Source organism: Flavobacterium endoglycinae, from assembly GCF_017352115.1.
In the GTDB taxonomy this organism is placed as follows: domain Bacteria; phylum Bacteroidota; class Bacteroidia; order Flavobacteriales; family Flavobacteriaceae; genus Flavobacterium; species Flavobacterium endoglycinae.
In genome coordinates this window covers 2,144,788-2,165,114 of the sequence record NZ_CP071448.1, presented here as the reverse complement: position 1 = coordinate 2,165,114, position 20,327 = coordinate 2,144,788, and the positions used below count along the sequence as shown (strand labels likewise).

The window sequence follows — 20,327 nt, the reverse complement described above, 5'->3', positions numbered from 1 at the left end:
AAATGTCTTATTGTTTTAGTATTTAGCTTTTTATGGGTTATCTGTGACTGTGGAATAAACTATTTTTGAAAAAAACACAAATTATGGACGCAAAAGAAATAAAAGAATTATTTAATAGAAATGGACTTTCTAAGTTTTGGAATATCGCAAAATCGAAAATTAAAAATGCAATAAATATTCATCTGCAGAAAGAAGATGAAAATAATCTTCATATTGGGCGATCAAAAATTGGTGGTTGTCCTGATTTACCAAAGGAAATAGAATGGTTTAAATCTAAAGAAAAATCAATGTCATTTTTAGCTCAAATAAATTTAGCGGAAATAAAATCCTTTGATTTAGATAATAAATTGCCTAACGAAGGTATTTTGTATTTTTTTTACGACTCAGAAGGAGAAGCTTGGGGATTTGACCCAAAAGACAAGGAATGTTCTAAAGTATACTTTTATAAAGGCAATTTGAAAAATCTTGAAAGAAAAAAAATACCCGAAGATTTAGAAGATTATCAGAGATTTTATAGCTGTAAATTAAAATTTCAAAGTGTAATTGGTTTTCCTAACTATTTCAGCGATTTAATGGAAGGATTAGAGTTGAATGATTATGAAAATGAAAGATATTTTGAAATCATGGATCAAATAAATGGAGAAGAACCAATTATTAATAAAATATTGGGACATTCCGACAATATTCAAGATGGAATGGAATTAGAATGTGAATTAGTAACCAATGGATTGTATTGTGGAGATCAATCAGGATACAATGACTCAAGAGCGAAAGCACTATCTAAAAATATTGATAAGTGGAATTTACTTTTTCAAATTGATAGTAATGAAGATCAATCAGGCATGATGTGGGGAGATGCGGGGCGCTTATATTTCTGGATAAAAGAAGAAGATTTGAAAGAAGAAAGATTTGAAAAAAACTGGTTAATCTTGCAATGTAGCTAAAAATCATTATGCAAATTGCTGAATACTTAAAAGGCAGAAAGAGAATTTGAGCCTTTTGACCCAAGTGGTTTAAGTGAGAACTAAAAAAAATCCAAATTCCTAAGTATTGGAATTTGGATTTTTTAAATAGTTGGATTTTTTTTTAGTATTCAGGAGCTAATTCCAGCTCTAAACCTTCTAAATCTTCAGTAATTGGTATCTGACAGCCTAAACGACTATTAGATTTAACATAAAATGCTTCCGACAGCATGGCTTCTTCATCGTCACCCATTTCTGGTAATGCAACATCATTTAAAACATAACACTGGCAGGAAGCGCACATTGCCATTCCTCCGCAGGTTCCTTCAACAGGAAGTTCGTATGCTTTGCATAACTCCATTATGTTCATTGCCATATCAGTTGGAGCTTGTAATTCGTGTATAACTCCTTCTCGATCTTTAATCTTGATTAATACATCCATTTTAATTATTGGAATTTTATTGGTAGGATTTTATAACGTGAAAAAATCCTGTATTTAATATTAACTCGTAGGTTTTGTGCTAAACGCGTATTCTTTTCTGTTACTTTCTTTAAGGCGCATTTTTACTCCTAAAACACTGTCGTTCTTTTCAAGAATAGTGACAACTGCTATTACAGAGTAATAATCTCTATCAGATTGAAAAATTAATGTTCCTTCGTAAGTAGAGTTTAAAACTCCCTGTTTGTCGGTAGTTACAGAAACCTTTCTTGGATTTAAAAACTGAGCAGAACTGTAAGTTGTTTTATTTGCGAATTTTCCTTTTCCTTCTACAAAATCGTACAAGAAATCATAATTTCCAATACTTAAGGTTCCAGGCGGGTCATTTGGATTAATCGAAAAGACAATTTTTCCAGAATACGTAAAATCTGACCATTCTTCAGACTCATTTACCCAAGCCTTGTCCACAACAACTGTTTTATTTTGCGCGTAACTCCCTGCTGCAACGAACAATAAAATAAATAGAGCGTAAAAATTCTTCATACATTTAAGATTTTTAGGGTTATGTCACAAATTTAAGTTAAAAATGTAACAAATAATGAACTAAAACTCTTAAAACTTTGTATTGTTTTTTATCAAATCCTCAAAAACACTATATAAAATTGGCTTTTAAATGAATTATTTTGATTTTAATCCATTAAAGGCCTACTATTCTTGTTAATTGAAAGACCGCGGTGTAAGAAACAAAAAGATTGTTTTTGTTACATTATATTCACCACAGTTTCAATTTGAGGTGCATATTTTTTAATAGTAGTTTCTACTCCAGCTTTTAATGTCATTTGATTTACACTGCAGCTAATGCAGGCTCCTTCAAGACGCACCTTAACATGTTTATCATCGTCGATGGAGATTAATGTAATATCTCCGCCATCAGATTTCAAGAAAGGCCTAATCTCGTCTAAGGCCAATAAAACATTATTTGTTAATTCTTCTGTTGTCATAATATTTAAAGTATCAATATTAAAGAAATGTGCTAATTAGAAAATTATTTTACAGTATCTAATTGACACATTATCTCAATTATCTAATTTTTCTTAACTGCAGAACAACCTGCCATTGTTGTAATTTTAATTGCTTCAGTAGCTGGAAGACTTTCATTTCTGCTTACTACTTCCTGCACTACATTTCGTGTAATTGCTTCAAAAACACCTTCGATTGGCGATGCAGTCTGCAATGCAGCAGGACGACCGTAGTCACCCGCTTCACGAATGGATTGTACGATTGGAACTTCACCTAAAAATGGCACATCTAAATCAGCAGCAAGGTTTTTTGCACCTTCTTGCCCAAAGATGTAATATTTGTTATTTGGCAATTCTTCTGGCGTAAAATAAGCCATGTTTTCAATAATTCCTAAAACTGGAACGTTAATATTGTCCTGCATAAACATAGAAACTCCTTTTTTAGCATCGGCAAGAGCAACTGCTTGAGGTGTACTTACTACAACCGCTCCAGTAATTGGAAGCGACTGCATGATAGAAAGGTGGATATCTCCTGTTCCTGGAGGTAAATCAAGAAGCATAAAGTCTAATTCGCCCCAGTCTGCATCAAAAATCATTTGGTTTAAGGCTTTAGCAGCCATTGGACCTCTCCAGATTACTGCTTGGCTTGGAGCTGTAAAAAATCCGATAGAAAGCATTTTGATTTCGTAGCTTTCAATTGGCTTCATTTTTGACTTTCCGTCAACTGTTGTCGAAACCGGCTTTTCGTTTTCAACATCAAACATAATAGGCATTGAAGGGCCGTAAACATCGGCATCTAAAACCCCAACTTTAAACCCCATTTTAGCCAATGTAACGGCAAGGTTTGCTGTAACAGTTGATTTTCCAACTCCTCCTTTTCCAGAAGCAACAGCAATAATATTTTTAATTCCTGGAATAGCGCGACCTTTAATTTCGGCTTTTTCAGGAGTTTCAACTTTAATATTTACTTTTACTTTTGCATCAGCCGATATCAATTCGTGGATTGTTTTTTTAATATCGTCTTCTGCTCTTTTTTTGATATGCATGGCTGGTGTATGCAATACTAAGTCAACTACAACTTCATCACCAAAAGTGAGAACGTTTGCAACGGCACCGCTTTCGACCATATTTTTTCCTTCTCCGGCTATAGTAATTGATTCTAAAGCTTTAAGAATTTCTTTTCTATCTAATTTCATTTTATTGTGCTATTATGTATGAATGAAATCAATTTGAAAATCCTATGTTAATTTAAACTGATTTCAGACTGCAAAGATAACAGATTAAGTTCGGATTTACCGACTTTTGAATTGTATTTATTGATATTGAGATTATTCAAAATGATGGATGTTTGTTTTTGAGGATTCCTTTGAAGAACATGCAATATAAACAGGTATGAAATTCGTACTCTAAAATGTAAGAATTCTCGATAATCTTGATTAAATTTGATTTGCCTTAAATCTAAGATTTCCAAATAGTTTTTGTTTAAAATTTAAACCTTAAAAATATGCGAAATTTTACTTTCTTATCTGTAATTATTGCTGGTTGTTTTTTAATGTTTTCCTTTAGCCCAGCTGCAAATGCTAAAAAGCTAAAAAACGATCTCACTGAATTTGAAAATGTGTACAAGATAAATGCTTTTTCTTTTGGCACGATCAGCGTGGCTGAAATAAACAGCTTTTATAAAAAGTATCCTAAATTGAAAGTATACCAGAAAGATGTTGAAGAATTGTATAAAAAGAAGGACTACAACTTGATTTGGCACGATGATAAAAATGTCAGCGAATTTGGGGCACTATTGTATCATAAAGTGAATCTTTTAAACGATCAGGGAATAAAAGCCCAAATGCCTTATAAAGATTTGATTGATGATATTTTTAATGAAAACGTATCGAATAAACTTCCAAAATCAGAGACCGAACTTTTATTGTCGAACATGTATGTGTTTTACGCCAGTAACGTGTATTCAGGCGTTGATGCTCAGACTTTAAAAAAAATTGGCTGGTTTCTGCCTGCCAAAACTATTTCGTATGACAAAATTCTAGATTCGCTTATGGCAGATCCAGATCGATTGAATAAGGACGAAAATCTGTTGGTGGATCAATATTACAGACTTCAGAACGTATTAAAAAAATATCGAAGTTTTGAGAAAAAAGGTCTTTGGAAAAAAATCGAAATTGATGAAGCGAATTACAAAGAATTAAAACCTTTAGACAGCGGAAAAGTCGTTCAACAGATTAGGGAACGTTTATTTGTAGTGGGTGATTTAAAAGAAGATTCGAAAAGTCAATATTATGACCAAGAAATGATGGATGCCGTTTTGAAGTATAAAAAACGATATGGACTGAAACTGAATTATACTTTTACAAAAGAACAAATCGATCAAATGAATGAACCCATCAGCAATAGAATTAAAACGATTATGCTGAATATGGAAAGATGCCGATGGATTCCAACAGAACTTGCCAGCGCTAGAGAATACATAATGGTAAATATTCCTTCTTTCAGATTGGTGTATGTGAAAGACGGAAAATACGATTTAGTATCTGACGTATTCGTAGGAACACGAATGACCGAAACGGTTATTTTTAGCGGGAAAATCGACAGAATTGTATTCAGTCCTTACTGGTATGTGCCTGCCAGCATTATAAAAAATGAGCTGAAACTTAAAATGGCCGAGGATAAAAATTATTTGGCCGATCATAATATGGAATGGAATGGAGGTGCTGTAAGACAAAAACCAGGACCCAATAATTCGTTAGGATTAGTTAAATTCATGTTTCCTAATCCAAATGATATCTATTTGCATGATACTCCAGCGAAAAGTTTGTTTGACTTTGAAAAACGTATTTTTAGCCATGGCTGTATTAATGTAAGAGATGCCAAAAAGCTGGCGATGGAAATATTAAAAGACGATCCAGATTGGCCAGTTGATAAAATTAATAGCGCGATGAGCGGAGAAAAAGAAACACCTTGTATTCTTAAAAATAAAATTCCAATTTACATAGGATATTTTACTGCTTGGGTAAACGATGACGGAGAAATTGGTTTTTATCCAGATGTTTACGATCGTGATTCAAGTTTAGATAAACTGCTGTATTCTAATGATTCTGTAAGTATGAAATAAAACCAAATCCCCTTTAGATTCTCGTATCTAAAGGGGATTTTTATAAAAAAATGGTCTACAAGTTATTCGTATTTTAAATATTTCAATACATCTATTTTAGTTACCTGATAGGCTTTTGCCAAAACAATCAGCAAGGTCAGGATTAACAATGAAAGTAATGCCGCGCTAAACGGAACAACTGAAATATTGATTCTGAAAGCAAAATCTTCCAGCCATTTTTGTAATAAAATATAAGCTGGTACAATTCCTATTGCAAATCCCATTAAACAGAAAACAATGTATTGTTTTGATAATTCCTTCAGCAGGATATCGGTTTCTGCTCCTAATGTTTTACGAATTGCAATTTCTTTCAGTCTTCTTTCCATCGAAAATGATGCCAAAGCAAATAATCCAAACACGGCAATTATGATTACGACTAAATTTAGAATGAAAAACAGGTTTTTTTGATTTACTTGCTCCTCATAAGTTTTAGCAAATTTTTTATTAACAAATTCGTAATCAAAAGGATAATCTGAGTTTACGTTTTTCTCCCAGTATGATTTCAATTTTTCTAACGTTTCTGTTAAATTATTTGCAGAAACTTTTACCAGTACATCATTAAAATTATTCCACTTCAAAGTTTCAAGATTTATAAAAACCATTGGTGGTACTTTGTTCTGTAATCCTGTTATATTGAAATCTTTTACAACCCCAACAATTTTAAACTTTAAATTTCCTTTTTCATTCCCCCATCCTGAAGTGATGATAGTATTAATTGGATTTTTAAGATTAAGTGCTTTAACCAGTGTTTCGTTCATTAACATACTGCTTACGGTATCTGAGGCAAACTTTGGCGATAAATCACGTCCTTGAACAATTTTGATTTTCATCATATCAAGAAAGCCAAAATCCATTTCAACATTTCGGGGCTGTACGAAAATACCATTGTGTTTAAATCCAGAACTAGAATTGGTGCTTCCGCCAAAAGAACCCGCAAAAGTAGTTACATCTACAACACCAGGAATCTTTTTGATTTCTTCTTTATCAACTAAATATTGTTCGGTTCTTTTAGACCTGTCGGGTTTGTTGTACGGAATAGAAATCACCTGATCGCCGCTAAATCCCAAATCTTTGTTCATCATATAATCAACCTGAGAGTTAACAATCAAAGCTCCAATAATGAAAAAGGCCGCAATTCCAAACTGGAAGATTAGCATTGAATTTCGAATCCAGATACCGCTTTTACTTCTGGAGAAATTGCCTTTCAAAACTTTTAAAGTTTCAAAATTTGAGATATAAATGGCAGGGAATATACCCGCAAGAATGATTACTAATCCAAAAATCAAAATGAGCTGCAGGTAAAATTCGCCGCCATTCATAGTCAAAGTTTTTCGCAAAAATGTATTATAATATGGCAGAGAAAGTTCGACAATGGCAAGTGCAAACAAAATAGCAAGGGTAACAATAATAGCCGTTTCGAAAATAAACTGTACAATTATCTGGTTTTTTGAAGCACCCACAATTTTACGAACACCTACTTCTTTAGCGCGTTTTATAGCCGAAGCCGTTGCCAGATTGATATAATTTACAAGAGATAAAACCAAAATCAAAATCGATAATCCGGCCATAATGTAAAGCAGTTTTAAATTACCATATCCTTCTGGGAAATTAGCTCCTCCAGAACTCTTTGTGCCATACAAACGTGAATTTTTCAATTGGTCTAAAATAATCTCAATTTCACCATTTTCTTTAATGTATTGTTCAACAGTCTGACCGCTTTCTTTAGCATCTTTTACAGTTCTGTTTACATAATTTACGTGGTGCATTTTCTTTAAAACGGAAGCAACGTCAGCGCCTTTTTTAATTTTAATCATTAAACCATAATTAAAATTCCCCCAGCTGTTTAAATCGTTTTCTCTTTTTACACCGCTGAATACATAATTAGGTTCTATAGATGATGGTTTGATGAGATGATAAACGGCTTTTACAGTATACTCGTTGTTATTATATGAAATAGATTTGCCAATTGGGTCTTCATCTTTAAAAAGTAATTGTGCTTGTTCATCAGAAACGGCAACACTATTTTTCTCTTTCAGGATATTTTGTTTGGCACCTTTTATAATTTCAAAAGGGAAAAAATCAAAGAAATTCTCGTCAGAAACCATGATCTTTTTCACTAACATTTTTTGTTCGCGGTATTTGATTACCTCTTCGTCGTACCAAGTGTTCAGAAAACAAACTTTTTCGATTTCAGGAATAGTAGCTTTACAAGCTTCTCCAAACGGAATTGAACTTGTAGGCCAGATATCTCCGCTGCCAATTTTGTTCAGAACCAAATAAGAATTCTCTTTTTCAGGATTCCATTGATCATAAGAGTGTTCATTATTCCAGTACAAAATGGCAAAAATGATACTGGCAATCCCAATACTTAATCCTAAAACATTTAAAAACGAAAAAAGTTTGCTTTGCTTTAAATGATAAATAAATATTTTAAACCAGTTAAAAATCATGGTATGGGTTTTTATAGTTGTTGGTTATTTTTTAAAATGGTAAGACTTTTATATTTTATAAAAGAGTAAAAATTTTGCATACAAATTCTACCAGAATTACGAGTGCAGTAACAATAATTTTGATCATCTTTTGATTATTTAGCGTCCATAAAAACATCTACATTTCTCTGATTTAATTTTTCAGAGAATATAACTCCGTCTTTCATATGAATGGTTCTTTGCGAAAAAGAAGCATCATAATCAGAGTGGGTAACCATCAAAATCGTAGCACCTTTAGCATGTAAATCCGTTAAAAGTTCCATTACTTCGTTACCGTTTTTACTGTCAAGATTTCCTGTAGGCTCATCGGCTAAAATAATTTTAGGATCATTTACCAAAGCTCTTGCTACGGCAACTCTTTGCTGCTGACCTCCCGAAAGTTGCTGCGGAAAATGTTTTAAACGATGAGAAATATTTAATTTTTCGGCAATGGCCTCAATTTTTTGTTTTCTTTCAGAAGCTTTTACGTTGTTGTAAAGCAGCGGTAATTCGATATTATCATAAACCGAAAGTTCGTCGATCAAGTTAAAATTCTGGAAAATAAACCCGATGTTTTCTTTACGCACCTGTGCTCTTCCTTTTTCTTTTAAACCAATCATTTCCTGATCCAGAAGTTTGTAACTTCCGTCAGTAGCACTGTCCAAAAGACCAATGATATTTAATAAAGTTGATTTTCCGCATCCAGAAGGTCCCATGATAGTTAGGAAATCTCCTTTTTTGATTTCTAAATTAATACCGCTCAATGCAGCAGTTTCAACTTCTTCTGTTCTAAATACTTTGGTTAAGTTTTGTATTGTTATCATAGTTTTTAAAGATTAGTTATTATTACGTTTTTTGATTGATGATTGATTTTTTATAATTGTGAATTGTGAATTGTAAGTTGTGAATTGTGTATTAATGCTTACTGCGACTGTCAACTGAAACTGAAAACTGGGACTGAAAATCACTGAATAGAAAGCTCTTCAATATCTTTATAATCCGAATAAGATGAAATCACTACCGATTCTCCTTCTTTCAAACCTTCTAGAACTTCATAATACGATGGATTTTCTCGACCTAATTTTATGAAACGCTTTTCTCCTTTATTTCCTTTCACTACAAAGATCCATTTTCCGGCAGTTTCCTGACTGAAAATACCCTTTGGAAGTACTAAAATTTTGTTTTTCTCAGATAATACCAGTTTTACTCCAAAGCTTAAACCATCCTGCAGCGTAATATCTTCTTTAGAAGCAAAAGCCAGTTCGACAATAAAATGTCCGTTTTTAACTTCTGGAATTACTTTGGTTACAATTACCTCAAGTGTTTTTCCTTTAAATTCAACTTGGCCTTTTAAACCTTCGCGAATTTTTTCTAGATAAAACTCATCCACATTTGCAGCTAATTTATAACCTTGTTTAGAATCGATTTTTCCGATGCTTTCACCCGCTTGAAATGTTTTTCCTAAAACAGGTTCAAAAGAAGTCAATCGACCCGATGCTGGAGCTGTAATCAAGAAATTCTTTTTATTGTTTCTTAAAATATCAAGACTTTTTTCCATAGTTTGGATAGAATGGTTAATTTGTGAAATCTGAACCTGATTCGATTGTTTTTCTTTTTGAATGCTCTGCTGAATCGTTTTTCGACGCTCTTCTTGAAAACGAAGACTTTCTTTAAAAGTATTCCAGTCGTTTTTTGAAATCACATCTTTAGCAAACAATTTAGCGTTTACATCATACAATCTTTTAGCATCGTTATAATCATGTTCGATCAAAACCAAATCTTTGGTTAAATTCAATTCCTGATTTCTAATGTTTAATTTTCCAGTATTTAAATTGTTGATTTGTTCAATAATGGCAGTTTCCTGAGTCAGGTAATTCAATTCTGTGTTGGGGTTGTACAAACGAGCCAAAGATTGTCCTTTGGTAACCATAGCGCCATTTTCGACAAAAATCTCTTTTACAGATCCTCCTTCTGTAACATTTACCAGCATAACATTTAGAGGTTCGACTTTGGCTTGAAAAACAACAAAATCTTCAAAATATGCTTTTTCTACTTTTTGAATAGATAGTTCATCAGCTTTTACATTTAAAGTTCTTTTTGAATTAAAAGAAAAAAATACAATGACAGCCAAAACTAAAAAAACTCCAATTGCTATTGAGAGATATCTAAATTTTCTATTTTTACGAGGAATTACCTTGTCCATTTTTTAAATAATTTACTGATTACCAATAGGTAAATACTGTGCCACAAAATTTATTTTTTGTAAAGCACTGATTTTAAAGAGACTCTAAAAACAATCCAAAAAATGAGTGTTCGATAATGAACAGTTGACCGTTCAGAATCGAACAAAAAAATACAGCATGAGAAAAAAGCAGGCCCAAATATTAATTGTCGACGATCAGGAAGAAATCCTTTTTTCGGCAAAAATGATTCTCAAGAAACATTTCGAAACCATTTTTACAGCAAACAGTCCTAAAAATATTATTTCGGCATTGACCGAAAATGAAATCAATGTGGTTTTATTGGATATGAATTACAGAATTGGTTTTGAAGATGGGAGAGAAGGGATTCACTGGCTGAAAGAAATTAAAACGCTTTCGCCTAATACAATAGTTATTTTAATGACCGCTTTTGGTAAAATCGAAACGGCAGTTGAAGGAATTAAAATTGGTGCTTTTGATTATGTTTTGAAACCTTGGAATAACGAAAAACTACTGGAAACCATAGATAAGGCTGTCGCCGAAAGCAGGAAAAACAATAAAAAAACTGTGGTTGAAAATACCGAAAGAAGGTATTTTACAGGAACTTCACAAAAAATAAAACAAGCATACGCCATTGCCGAAAAAGTGGCTAAAACGGATGCAAATGTTTTGATTTTAGGTGAAAACGGAACCGGAAAATATGTTTTTGCCGAATTTATTCATCAGAATTCAGAAAGAAAAAATCAGCCTTTTGTACATGTTGATTTAGGTTCTTTAAGTGAAAATTTATTCGAAAGCGAACTTTTTGGCTACACAAAAGGAGCTTTTACCGATGCAAAAACCGATACTGCCGGAAGATTCGAAGCCGCGCAAAACGGAACGATTTTTTTAGATGAAATAGGAAATATTCCGCTTCATCTTCAATCGAAATTATTACATGTATTGCAGACTAAAACGGTGACACGTTTGGGCGAAAGCAAAGCTAGACCTTTGAATGTCAGAATCGTTTCGGCAACTAATAATGACATTAAAGCAGAGGTAAAAAACAAAACTTTTAGAGAAGATTTACTGTATCGCATTAATACAATGGATATTAATCTGCCGCCTTTACGAGAACGAAAAGAAGATATTGTTCCAATGGCAAATTTTATCCTCAAACAAGTTGCTCAAAAATACAATCAGGAAAATTGGCAGTTTGATGATAATGTAGCGCCTTATTTAGAACGTTATCCGTGGAAAGGAAATGTGCGTGAAATGGAAAATAAAATCGAACGCGCTTTAATTCTGGCGGATAACAATACAATTTCTGTAACGGATTTGAATATTCTTGATTTTGAAGATATTCAAGAAAATGATGATAATCCATTGTCTGAAATGGAAAAAACTGCCATTGAAAAAGCACTTTTAAAACACCACGGCAATATTAGTAAAACAGCCGAAGAACTTGGATTATCAAGAGCTGCTTTGTACAGAAGAATTGAAAAATACGATTTGAAGAATTAAGAATTAAGAATTAAGAATTAAGAATTAAGAATTAAGAATTAAGAATTAAGAATTAAGTTTTTCTTTATCTGCTGAAACTAAATTTTTAGCAGTAAAACAAAAATATACCAATGAAAAACTGGAAATTTTATAACGCATTATTTGTTAGAGTTTTATTTGTAATGATACTCTTTTTTTTCTGCGTTTTCCTGATATATAAAACATTTTACTACAACGCCCTTTTGGTTGGTTTTTTCGTTTTTATGATGCTGGCCGAAATGTATTTTTATGTCAAAAACCAGCTTCAGTTTTACGATCGTACATTACTTTCGATTCTGCAGAACGATTTTTCGACGAATTTTCCAGAAGAAAATAAAAAAGACAATTTCCAGAGTTTGTATCTTTTATACGAAACGCTGAAAGAAAGACAGCAGGAACAAACTTCAAAAGAATTGATCTATCGTTCGCTTTTGAACAATATTGATACAGCTGCTTTGATTCTTGAAAAAGAAAATGAAGAATGGGGTGTTTTTTTAATGAATGACTGCTTTTCGGATTTGTTTAAAGTGCCGAAAATCAGCCATTGGAAATACCTTAAAAATTATCTGCCTTCGCTTTGTCATGAAATAGAGAAAGAAGATTTCAGCGAATTAAAATCAGCGATTTCGATTAAAATTGAAGAACAAGATCTCCAGACTTTTATGCTTCAAACGTCTAAAACAAAAACGTATAACAAAGAATATTTTATCATTTTATTGGATAGTATTCAGCGTGTGATCGAGAAAAAAGAAAAAGAAGCCTGGATAAACCTGATGAAAATTATTTCGCATGAATTGATGAATTCCTTAACGCCTATTCGCGCGCTTTCGCAGAATTTACTTCACATTGTCGATCAGGAAAAGTTAGAAGAAGACGATTTTGAAGATATAAAAGGAAGTATTTCGACCATTATCAATAGAAGTGATCACTTACAGGTTTTCGTAGAAAATTACCGTAAACTGGCGATGCTGCCCACACCAGCCAAACAAATGGTTCCGATAAATGCTCTTTTTGAAGATTGTCTTCGAGTGATGAGTCCAATCTTAAAAGCCGAAAATATCGAATTGATAAACGAAATTCACAGTTCAAGATCGATAATGATTGATAAAAATCAAATGGAGCAGGTGATTATCAATTTGATTACCAACAGCATTTATGCCTTAAAAGAAAAGTCAGAAAAGAAATTATATGTGTCAAGTCATACTGAAAACAATCGTTTTTTCATTACGATTTCAGACAACGGAAAAGGAATCGATCCGGAGATTCAAGACAAAGTATTTCTTCCGTTTTTCACCACCAGAAAAGATGGCGCAGGAATTGGTTTAACGCTTTCTAAAAACATCATCGAAGCGCATGGTGGTTATTTAAGCTACCAAACCGATGAAGATAAAACTAGTTTTATAATTTGTTTAATCTAGATTCTCCTGCAAGGTTTTTCAAACCTTGTAGGTATTAATGTGTTGAGTAAGTTTTTTGTAAAACGAAAGAATATTTAGATCTAGAGGGTTTGAAAAACCTTGCAGGAATTAAAGTAAAACATTGTCACCCTGAGCGAAGTCGAAGGGCATTCCAATTGGCACGTGGCTTCGACTTCGCTCAGCCTGACAAAGGAAAAAGTTAAAGCTCAATTTCAGGCTGCCAGAAATGTTTTTCGAAATCAACAATTTGATTATCGACTACTTCTATGCCTTCGTTTTCTAGAAGTTGCTGCATTAAATTTGTTCCGTCAAAATGGTGTTTTCCTGTCAAAAGTCCTTTTCGGTTTACAACTCGATGTGCTGGAACATCATCCATATTATGAGACGCATTCATTGCCCAGCCTACCATTCGTGCAGAACGAGCTGTTCCTAAAGCTTTAGCAATTGCGCCATAAGAAGTTACTTTTCCATACGGAATTTGTCTGGCGACAGCGTATACTTTTTCGAAAAAATTCTCTTCAGCCATGATATATCTTAAATTACGTATTGTTGAAGTTTCAAATTTCAATAGCCATCAAAACCATGATTTTTCTATCCGAAGTAATAATTCAGAATATTAAAAAGTGTTGCAACAGCGACTAAACCGGTAATACTTCCAATAATAGTATTCATGTTTCGCATGATATAATCGGTTTTCTTTTCTATTCTTCCAAAAAAAGCAATATAACTGTATAAAACCGCAAGAGATCCTAAAACTGATCCTAAAACAAAAGCTACTATAATCGTGTTTTCAAATACAAAAAGGTTGTATGAAGCTAGTGTAACACTTACAACCACATAATAGGGAATAGGAAAAAAATTTAATGCAGAAAGTAACATTCCTAGAAAGAAACGGCTTTTGCGGCTGCTTTTTTTAATCTTTGATTTTTTCTTTGTTTTTGGTTCTTTAGCAATAAACAAGAAATAAATAGTCAGGATTGAAAAGATAATAAAACCAACTTCACGCAGCAGTGTAACTACATCTGGACGATTGTCTATAACACGCGCAAATAAAACGGCGATATAAACCTGAAAAAATATCACCAAAACCGCTCCAATGACAAACCAAAGGGCATTCTTTTTTCCTTCTTTCAGATTTATTTTGGCTGCCGTCATGTTGATTAATCCTGGAGGAATAATCCCAATTGCGGCGGCAATAAAGCCCGAAAGTAATGGAGTAAGATATACCATTAAATTGTTTAAGCGGTTAAAAGATATTTTTCAAAATTAAATTAGTCTTTAATTTTGAAACGAATATACGTAATTGCCTTGTTAATTTCTAAATATTGTTTTTCATAAAATGTCTGAATCGAAGTTACTACTTCTGGGCTTCCTTCATTTTTGTAAACATTATGGTTGGCGTACAATACCTCGTGGCCTTCTCCGTGAAGTAATCCAAGCGTATAACCGTGCATAAATTCGCTGTCGGTTTTTAGGTTTACGACACCGTCTTTTTTCAGGATTTTTTTGTACAATTTTAGAAATTCAGAATTGGTCATTCTGTGTTTAGTTCTTTTGTATTTGATCTGCGGATCTGGGAAAGTAATCCAGATTTCATCAACTTCGCCTTCGGCAAAAATATGATCGATCAATTCGATTTGAGTACGAACAAAAGCCACATTATGAAGGCCGTTTTCTACTGCAGTTTTAGCACCACGCCAGAAACGGGCACCTTTAATGTCAATTCCGATAAAATTTTTGTTGGGATATTTTTCTGCTAATCCAACTGAATATTCACCCTTTCCACATCCTAATTCCAATACCAAAGGATTATCATTCTTAAAGAAATCCGAATTCCATTTTCCTTTTAAAGGCATTAAATCGCCTACCACTTCTTCTCTCGTTGGTTGAAAAACGTTTTGGAACGTTTCGTTTTCTCTGAATCTTTTTAGTTTGTTTTTACTTCCCACTTTTTCAAAAATTTTGGGCAAAATTAAGGAATATAAACGAATGAAAATAGCGGAATTACGTTTTAAAGTTTTTCCGCCACGAATTCACGAATAAAAAAGATTTTTTAACGTTTGTTGCGTATAGTCCCTACGGGACAATTTGAACTTGAAGATTATCTGTTTTACCAAGTATTCGATCTCTACGAGATTTATTTAAGGAATGAGGTGTTTTATAATTATTCCGTTAGGAATAAAATATCGGTAAAAAACGATGTATAAATAAAAAATGTCCCGTAGGGACTATATTTTTTAAATGTTTCCGCCACGAATTCACGAATTTTATTTTAAAAATAATTCGTGAATTCGTGGCGGAAAAAAAATTTTTTAACCGTAATGTGGTTCTGTAATTGGTTTTAATTTTGGGTCAAGTGTTTCATCGTGCTGCGATAAATCTAATCCGATATGTTCTGATTCTTCTGAAACTCGTAACGGAATAATGAAGTTCGTTACTTTAAATAAGAAATAGGCTCCAAAGAAAGTAAAGATAGATACTAAAACCAATGCCATCATGTGATGCCCGAAAACGCTCCATCCTCCGTGAAGCAAACTTGCATTTTCTCCATGAGCAAAAATAGCAGTTAAAATCATTCCCATGATTCCGCCTACACCGTGGCACGCAAAAACGTCAAGTGTATCGTCGAATCTTTTTGAATATTTACAGTTTACAGCTGTGTTAGAAACCAAAGCCGTTACAAATCCGAAGAACATACTTTCTGGAACAGAAACAAATCCTGCGGCTGGTGTAATTGCAACCAGACCTACAACAGCACCAATACAAGCGCCAAGAGCAGAAACTTTTCTTCCGTTCATTCTGTCAAAGAAAATCCAAGTTAACATTGCAGCAGCAGATGAAGTTGTAGTCGTAGCAAAAGCCATAGCAGCAGTTCCGTTAGCTGCAAGTGCCGATCCAGCGTTGAAACCAAACCATCCAAACCATAACATTCCGGTTCCTAATAATACAAACGGAATATTAGTTGGAATGTGCTGGCTGTTTTTTCTTTTCCCTAAAACAATAACTCCCGCCAAAGCCGCAAAACCAGAACTCATATGAACTACAGTTCCTCCAGCGAAATCTTTAACTCCAAAATAGCTTCCTAAAACACCTGTTGGATACCAAACAGCATGACATAAAGGAGCATATATAAAAATGGTAAATAAACTAATGAATACCAAATACGAGATAAAACGAACACGTTCTGCAAATGAACCTGTGATAATTGCAGGACAGATAATTGCAAATTTCATTTGAAACAAAGCAAAAAGCATAAACGGAATCGTACTTGCTAATTGTTTATGAGGAAGAACACCCACATAATCCATAAAAGCAAACGTAGTTGGATTTCCGAAGAAACTGTAAAAATGATCTCCTGAACCAAAACCAACCGGTTCTCCAAAAGCAAGACTAAAAGCCACCACAACCCATAAAAGAGTTACCACACCAAGACAGATAAAACTTTGAAGCATTGTAGAAATCACGTTCTTTCTGCCTACCATTCCGCCGTAAAAGAAAGATAATCCCGGTGTCATAATTAATACAAGACAACTTGAAGTAAGCATCCAAGCAACATCGGCAGGAACAATATTGTCTGTTGTGCCAAATTCTGATAAAACATAATTATTTTCTGTTACCGTTGGCCAAAATGCACCTATTGTGCACACGACACTTATCATGATAAAAGAAATGATCCAGCGTTTTTCTATTTTCATTTTTAAAAATACTTTGTTAACCCTATTTTTTTTGGGGTCAAAGTTAAAAAAAAATAAAGATTGTTGTTTTGAAGGCTGTTAAATTAGAGGTTGTTGTTTAATTTTGGTTAATTTTTTAAAATTCGTTCTGTTTTTTTGAGACTATCTTATTTTTAACTTTCTAAAATATGCTGTTTTTGCAGAATATGTTATAATTAATTTCTTATCTAATGCTGTAAACTGCTCTAAAAGTTATGTTTATAAGAATAAAACCAAAAAATGTTTATTTTTTTTGAAGCTTTGCGATCAAAGCATCTTCAATTGGCGATTTTATTTTGGTTACGGCATCAACCTCATCATTCGGAATTGTCATGGATAAGACATAATGTTTGATTTTCCATTCTTTTCCTACTTTAACTAAAACACCAGAACCACGGCAGATTTTCATTTGAGTATCTAGTAATTCATCAAACCATGCTAATTTTCCAGATTTGTCAAAAAAGATATGACGTTCTAGAGCTTTAAAATTCCATGTTGTGCCTTTGTCAAAAAAAGGTTTTGCCCAAACAGAAAATTCTTTTTTGGTCCAATTTTCTGTCGCATCAGTACCAATGTAAATGGCATCATCGGCCAAAACATTAAAATAAGCATCAAATTTGACTTCACCTGCAGCTTTATGCCATGCATCTAAGGTTTTGTTGATTTGATCTTTGTTGGTTTGAGCGTTTGCAAATGAAACGGCTAATAAAAGAAATAGGATTGTTTTTTTCATGAGAGATTGTATTTGACTTTAAAGGTATTAATTTTTTAAAAAGATGAAACTTGTTTTACGCTTTAAGTAGATATATAGTGTAATCCCGAAAAAACCAGTATATTTGAGTGCTTCAAAAAATACCACAAATATGAATTCGAAAATCTTTATAACCTCTCTTGTTATTGCTTCGATGGTTTTCATTTCCTGCAAAAAAGAATTAGAACCACAAGAGACTACGGCAACATCTGAATTAGTCAGACTAGGACTTGCAAAAGATACTACTAAACCAGCTGCAACGGCTGTGCAAAATACGCAGACCACAAATCCAAATTCTGTATTAGCAGACACTAAAGGATTAAATCCTGCGCACGGACAACCGGGACACCGTTGCGATATTCCAGTTGGAGCGCCATTAAATACGCCTGCGCAAGGACAAACTACAGCAACTCAAGGACAGACTGTACAAGTAAACCCGAACCAGCAAAATATAGTAACAACTACTACGACAACTGCTCAGGTTAAAACAGCAAAAGGAATGAATCCGCCTCATGGTCAGCCAGGACACAGATGTGATATTCCAGTTGGAGCGCCTTTAAATTCTCCAGCTGCTAAAACTACAGCATCGACCTCAACTCCAGTAAGCGGAACCTCAACACAAAACTTTACAGTTTCTCAGCCGGCTTCAAATCCGGTTCCGGCATTGTTAAGTTCAGATGCAAATCAAACAGTTGCAGAAGGAATGAACCCGCCTCACGGACAACCGGGCCATAGATGCGATATTGCTGTGGGAGCGCCTCTGCCAAAATCATAGGGAAGAGGTACAAAGGAGCAAAGTGACAAAGGTTCAAAGCGAAAATAAGCGCAAAGAAAACTTTGCATCTTTATCACTTTGTAGTTCTGAACCTTTTCGAAATAGATAAAAAAAGACGTTTCGATTGAAACGTCTTTTTTTATCTATTTCGAAATTTAATGCGCTTTTATTTTTTCGAATGTGGTAGTAAGGGATTTTTTTATTTTGCTCAAAGCACCGCTAAAGGCTTTTTCAAGTGTTTCGGCGTGTTCTGTAACAGTGATTGGCTGTAATTTTACAGGACGTACCTCAATTACGCATTTTTTATCATGCAAGCTGAATTTCTCGCCATTTTCATCTCCAAAATGCACTTCTATACGAGTTATTTTATCTTCAAAACGTGCTAAACCTTTTTCTAATTCTCCAGAAAAGTAGGTTTCTAATCTTGCGTGTCCATCAATGTTTTTGTCGGTGTTGATCTGAATTTTCATAACGCTTTTATATTTAATGATTGTTACTCAAACTTATCTTTTTTCGCCTGAAAAGCCAAGCTAGTTAAGGAAACATTATGAAAAGTTTAGGGTTAATTTTTCATTTTGATCCAAAAGTTTCGTGAGTAGATTGAACGGAAAAATGTATAGCAATGTGTAAAAGTAATTTGTAAGAATCTCATGTAATCACTGGAGTTTTTTAATATCTTTGCAGTCCTAAACTTCAAATTATGAACACAAAAAATCTTCTTGCCCATGCGGTATGCTGGCGGTATTGGAAACAACTGCAACGCGTATTTGAAGGCGTAGGACAGCTAACCCGTATGGGTTTTATATCCCTAAACTTCAAATTTATGAGTCTAAACACCCTTTCGAAAGAAACAGAATTGCGGTTAAATGAATTTTTCAATCAGGCCACAGATCCTAAAAGTTTCGCAAAAGCAATCCGAAAAGTAAATTATCTTCTGGCCATGTCTCTGATGCGAGAATGTGAAACCCTGCAAATCGATCCAAAGTCGGTTGAACAAGGTTATTTCTGGCTGAATGAGTTAGCTGAGATATTGAATCCTTATTTTGAGGTTGAATAATGTATAGAATTGAAAAAGCCACTGATGAAGTGGCTTTTTGGTTTTTTGTAATATTAATTATTTATTGAAGATTGTGTCTAAATGATATTCTAGAAATTCTTTTCTTGGCGAATATTTTTGAGCTTTAATTATTTTTTGATTTTCAATAGAATTAAAATGCTGCGCATAGAAATCGGTATCTTTTTTTCTTTTAATAGTATCAGAAAGAATTATTTCATGGTTTAGGTTTATGCCAATCAAACCTTTGTCGAATGCTTTATCGTAAAGAGCAGAAAAACAAATTCCATTTTCAGGGTTTAAACGATGTTCTTCATTTCTTGACCAAGGCATTATATGACTTGCTAATAAAAGTTCTGGGATATCAATACCTGAAATAGCGCATTTAGTATTGTAATTGGCTAAAATTATTTCTCTGAATACAGATTGGTTTACTCTTGTTTTTACTGTTCTTAAAACATCTATTCCTTTCACATTATTTATATCAGAAAGTAAATCTTGATATTTGTTTTCAATTGAAGTATTCTGTTTTTGAGCAAGAATTTTTTCACTCTGAAAAATTAATTCTTCTTGATTGTTGAAAAATTCATCCCAAATGGGACGAACTTGATTCATTCCATTTTGTAGGCCACTAATGCCTCTATTTATGTGAAATGGATCGATACTGGCAAAATTGCCGAGTCTCATAACAATTGATGCTGGAGTTCTATCAATTAGTTTCGCAAGTTCATTTATTTTGGGATTACCAGTGTGAGTTTTTCCAAAGGGAATTTTTAGATATAAATTAAAAGCAAGAATTAATTCGTCTTTTGTCCAAAGTCTTGTTGCAGCCATTCTTGTAGT

General features: G+C 33.4%; 20 protein-coding genes. 6 read left to right on the top strand and 14 right to left on the bottom strand.

All coding sequences use genetic code 11. The annotated features are described in order from the left end of the window. The first annotated feature begins 83 nt into the window (after window positions 1-83). Window positions 84-944: a YwqG family protein gene (locus J0383_RS09420; RefSeq protein ID WP_207298142.1), complete on the top strand. Its 861-nt coding sequence runs from the start codon at window positions 84-86 to the stop codon at window positions 942-944. 142 nt (window positions 945-1,086) lie between these two features. On the opposite strand, the gene J0383_RS09415 is transcribed toward J0383_RS09420, so the two are convergent. From J0383_RS09415 to J0383_RS09400, 4 genes are all read right to left on the bottom strand, one after another. Continuing rightward, on the bottom strand, window positions 1,087-1,404 hold the full coding sequence (locus J0383_RS09415) for a 2Fe-2S iron-sulfur cluster-binding family protein (protein ID WP_091490641.1): 318 nt from the start codon (window positions 1,402-1,404) through the stop codon (window positions 1,087-1,089). 60 nt (window positions 1,405-1,464) lie between these two features. Next, window positions 1,465-1,944: a hypothetical protein gene (locus J0383_RS09410; protein WP_207298141.1), complete on the bottom strand. Its 480-nt coding sequence runs from the start codon at window positions 1,942-1,944 to the stop codon at window positions 1,465-1,467. 218 nt (window positions 1,945-2,162) lie between these two features. Next, window positions 2,163-2,402 carry a NifU family protein gene (locus tag J0383_RS09405; protein WP_012023406.1) on the bottom strand — a complete coding sequence of 80 codons (240 nt, stop codon included), beginning with the start codon at window positions 2,400-2,402 and terminating at the stop codon, window positions 2,163-2,165. An 83-nt stretch (window positions 2,403-2,485) separates the two neighbouring features. Then, the gene (locus J0383_RS09400) at window positions 2,486-3,616 is read right to left on the bottom strand and encodes an Mrp/NBP35 family ATP-binding protein (RefSeq protein ID WP_207298140.1); all 1,131 of its coding nucleotides are present in this window, start codon (window positions 3,614-3,616) and stop codon (window positions 2,486-2,488) included. 308 nt (window positions 3,617-3,924) lie between these two features. Here J0383_RS09400 and J0383_RS09395 point away from each other — a divergent pair, with 308 nt between their 5' ends. Next, window positions 3,925-5,544: a L,D-transpeptidase family protein gene (locus tag J0383_RS09395; RefSeq protein WP_207298139.1), complete on the top strand. Its 1,620-nt coding sequence runs from the start codon at window positions 3,925-3,927 to the stop codon at window positions 5,542-5,544. A 62-nt stretch (window positions 5,545-5,606) separates the two neighbouring features. Here J0383_RS09395 and J0383_RS09390 read toward each other — a convergent pair whose 3' ends face one another. The 3 genes from J0383_RS09390 to J0383_RS09380 all read right to left on the bottom strand — a co-directional run bounded on the left by J0383_RS09390 (window position 5,607) and on the right by J0383_RS09380 (window position 10,254). After that, window positions 5,607-8,033, bottom strand: a complete 2,427-nt coding sequence (locus J0383_RS09390; protein ID WP_207298138.1) for an ABC transporter permease — start codon at window positions 8,031-8,033, stop codon at window positions 5,607-5,609. 134 nt (window positions 8,034-8,167) lie between these two features. Next, window positions 8,168-8,875: an ABC transporter ATP-binding protein gene (locus J0383_RS09385; RefSeq protein ID WP_207298137.1), complete on the bottom strand. Its 708-nt coding sequence runs from the start codon at window positions 8,873-8,875 to the stop codon at window positions 8,168-8,170. A 140-nt stretch (window positions 8,876-9,015) separates the two neighbouring features. Continuing rightward, window positions 9,016-10,254 (bottom strand): efflux RND transporter periplasmic adaptor subunit, encoded by a 1,239-nt coding sequence (locus tag J0383_RS09380; RefSeq protein WP_207298136.1) that lies wholly within the window; start codon window positions 10,252-10,254, stop codon window positions 9,016-9,018. A gap of 157 nt (window positions 10,255-10,411) precedes the next feature. On the opposite strand from J0383_RS09380, the gene J0383_RS09375 reads away from it, so the two are divergent. Continuing rightward, window positions 10,412-11,755, top strand: a complete 1,344-nt coding sequence (locus tag J0383_RS09375) for a sigma-54-dependent transcriptional regulator (protein ID WP_207298135.1) — start codon at window positions 10,412-10,414, stop codon at window positions 11,753-11,755. Between the two features lie 110 nt (window positions 11,756-11,865). Continuing rightward, window positions 11,866-13,191 carry a sensor histidine kinase gene (locus tag J0383_RS09370; RefSeq protein WP_207298134.1) on the top strand — a complete coding sequence of 442 codons (1,326 nt, stop codon included), beginning with the start codon at window positions 11,866-11,868 and terminating at the stop codon, window positions 13,189-13,191. Between the two features lie 199 nt (window positions 13,192-13,390). On the opposite strand, the gene J0383_RS09365 is transcribed toward J0383_RS09370, so the two are convergent. The 5 genes from J0383_RS09365 to J0383_RS09345 all read right to left on the bottom strand — a co-directional run bounded on the left by J0383_RS09365 (window position 13,391) and on the right by J0383_RS09345 (window position 17,637). Beyond that, window positions 13,391-13,717: an MGMT family protein gene (locus J0383_RS09365; RefSeq protein ID WP_207298133.1), complete on the bottom strand. Its 327-nt coding sequence runs from the start codon at window positions 13,715-13,717 to the stop codon at window positions 13,391-13,393. Window positions 13,718-13,782: 65 nt separating this feature from the next. Then, window positions 13,783-14,421 carry a LysE family transporter gene (locus tag J0383_RS09360; protein WP_207298132.1) on the bottom strand — a complete coding sequence of 213 codons (639 nt, stop codon included), beginning with the start codon at window positions 14,419-14,421 and terminating at the stop codon, window positions 13,783-13,785. A gap of 41 nt (window positions 14,422-14,462) precedes the next feature. Beyond that, entirely contained in the window at window positions 14,463-15,140 is a 678-nt protein-coding gene (gene trmB / locus J0383_RS09355; protein WP_111368046.1) for a tRNA (guanosine(46)-N7)-methyltransferase TrmB, read from the bottom strand. 363 nt (window positions 15,141-15,503) lie between these two features. Further along, the gene (locus tag J0383_RS09350) at window positions 15,504-16,886 is read right to left on the bottom strand and encodes an ammonium transporter (RefSeq protein WP_207298131.1); all 1,383 of its coding nucleotides are present in this window, start codon (window positions 16,884-16,886) and stop codon (window positions 15,504-15,506) included. 262 nt (window positions 16,887-17,148) lie between these two features. Continuing rightward, window positions 17,149-17,637, bottom strand: a complete 489-nt coding sequence (locus J0383_RS09345; protein ID WP_207298130.1) for a nuclear transport factor 2 family protein — start codon at window positions 17,635-17,637, stop codon at window positions 17,149-17,151. A 130-nt stretch (window positions 17,638-17,767) separates the two neighbouring features. On the opposite strand from J0383_RS09345, the gene J0383_RS09340 reads away from it, so the two are divergent. After that, window positions 17,768-18,430, top strand: coding sequence for a hypothetical protein (locus J0383_RS09340; RefSeq protein WP_207298129.1), 663 nt, complete (start codon window positions 17,768-17,770; stop codon window positions 18,428-18,430). Window positions 18,431-18,585: 155 nt separating this feature from the next. Here the strand turns inward: J0383_RS09340 and J0383_RS09335 are convergent, their stop codons facing one another. Continuing rightward, a complete protein-coding gene (locus tag J0383_RS09335) occupies window positions 18,586-18,900 on the bottom strand; it encodes an HPF/RaiA family ribosome-associated protein (RefSeq protein ID WP_207298128.1) in 315 nt (104 codons plus the stop codon). Window positions 18,901-19,130: 230 nt separating this feature from the next. On the opposite strand from J0383_RS09335, the gene J0383_RS09330 reads away from it, so the two are divergent. Further along, window positions 19,131-19,487: a hypothetical protein gene (locus tag J0383_RS09330; protein ID WP_317196744.1), complete on the top strand. Its 357-nt coding sequence runs from the start codon at window positions 19,131-19,133 to the stop codon at window positions 19,485-19,487. A 57-nt stretch (window positions 19,488-19,544) separates the two neighbouring features. Here J0383_RS09330 and J0383_RS09325 read toward each other — a convergent pair whose 3' ends face one another. Beyond that, window positions 19,545-20,318, bottom strand: coding sequence for an HNH endonuclease (locus J0383_RS09325; protein WP_207298127.1), 774 nt, complete (start codon window positions 20,316-20,318; stop codon window positions 19,545-19,547). Window positions 20,319-20,327: the final 9 nt, after the last annotated feature.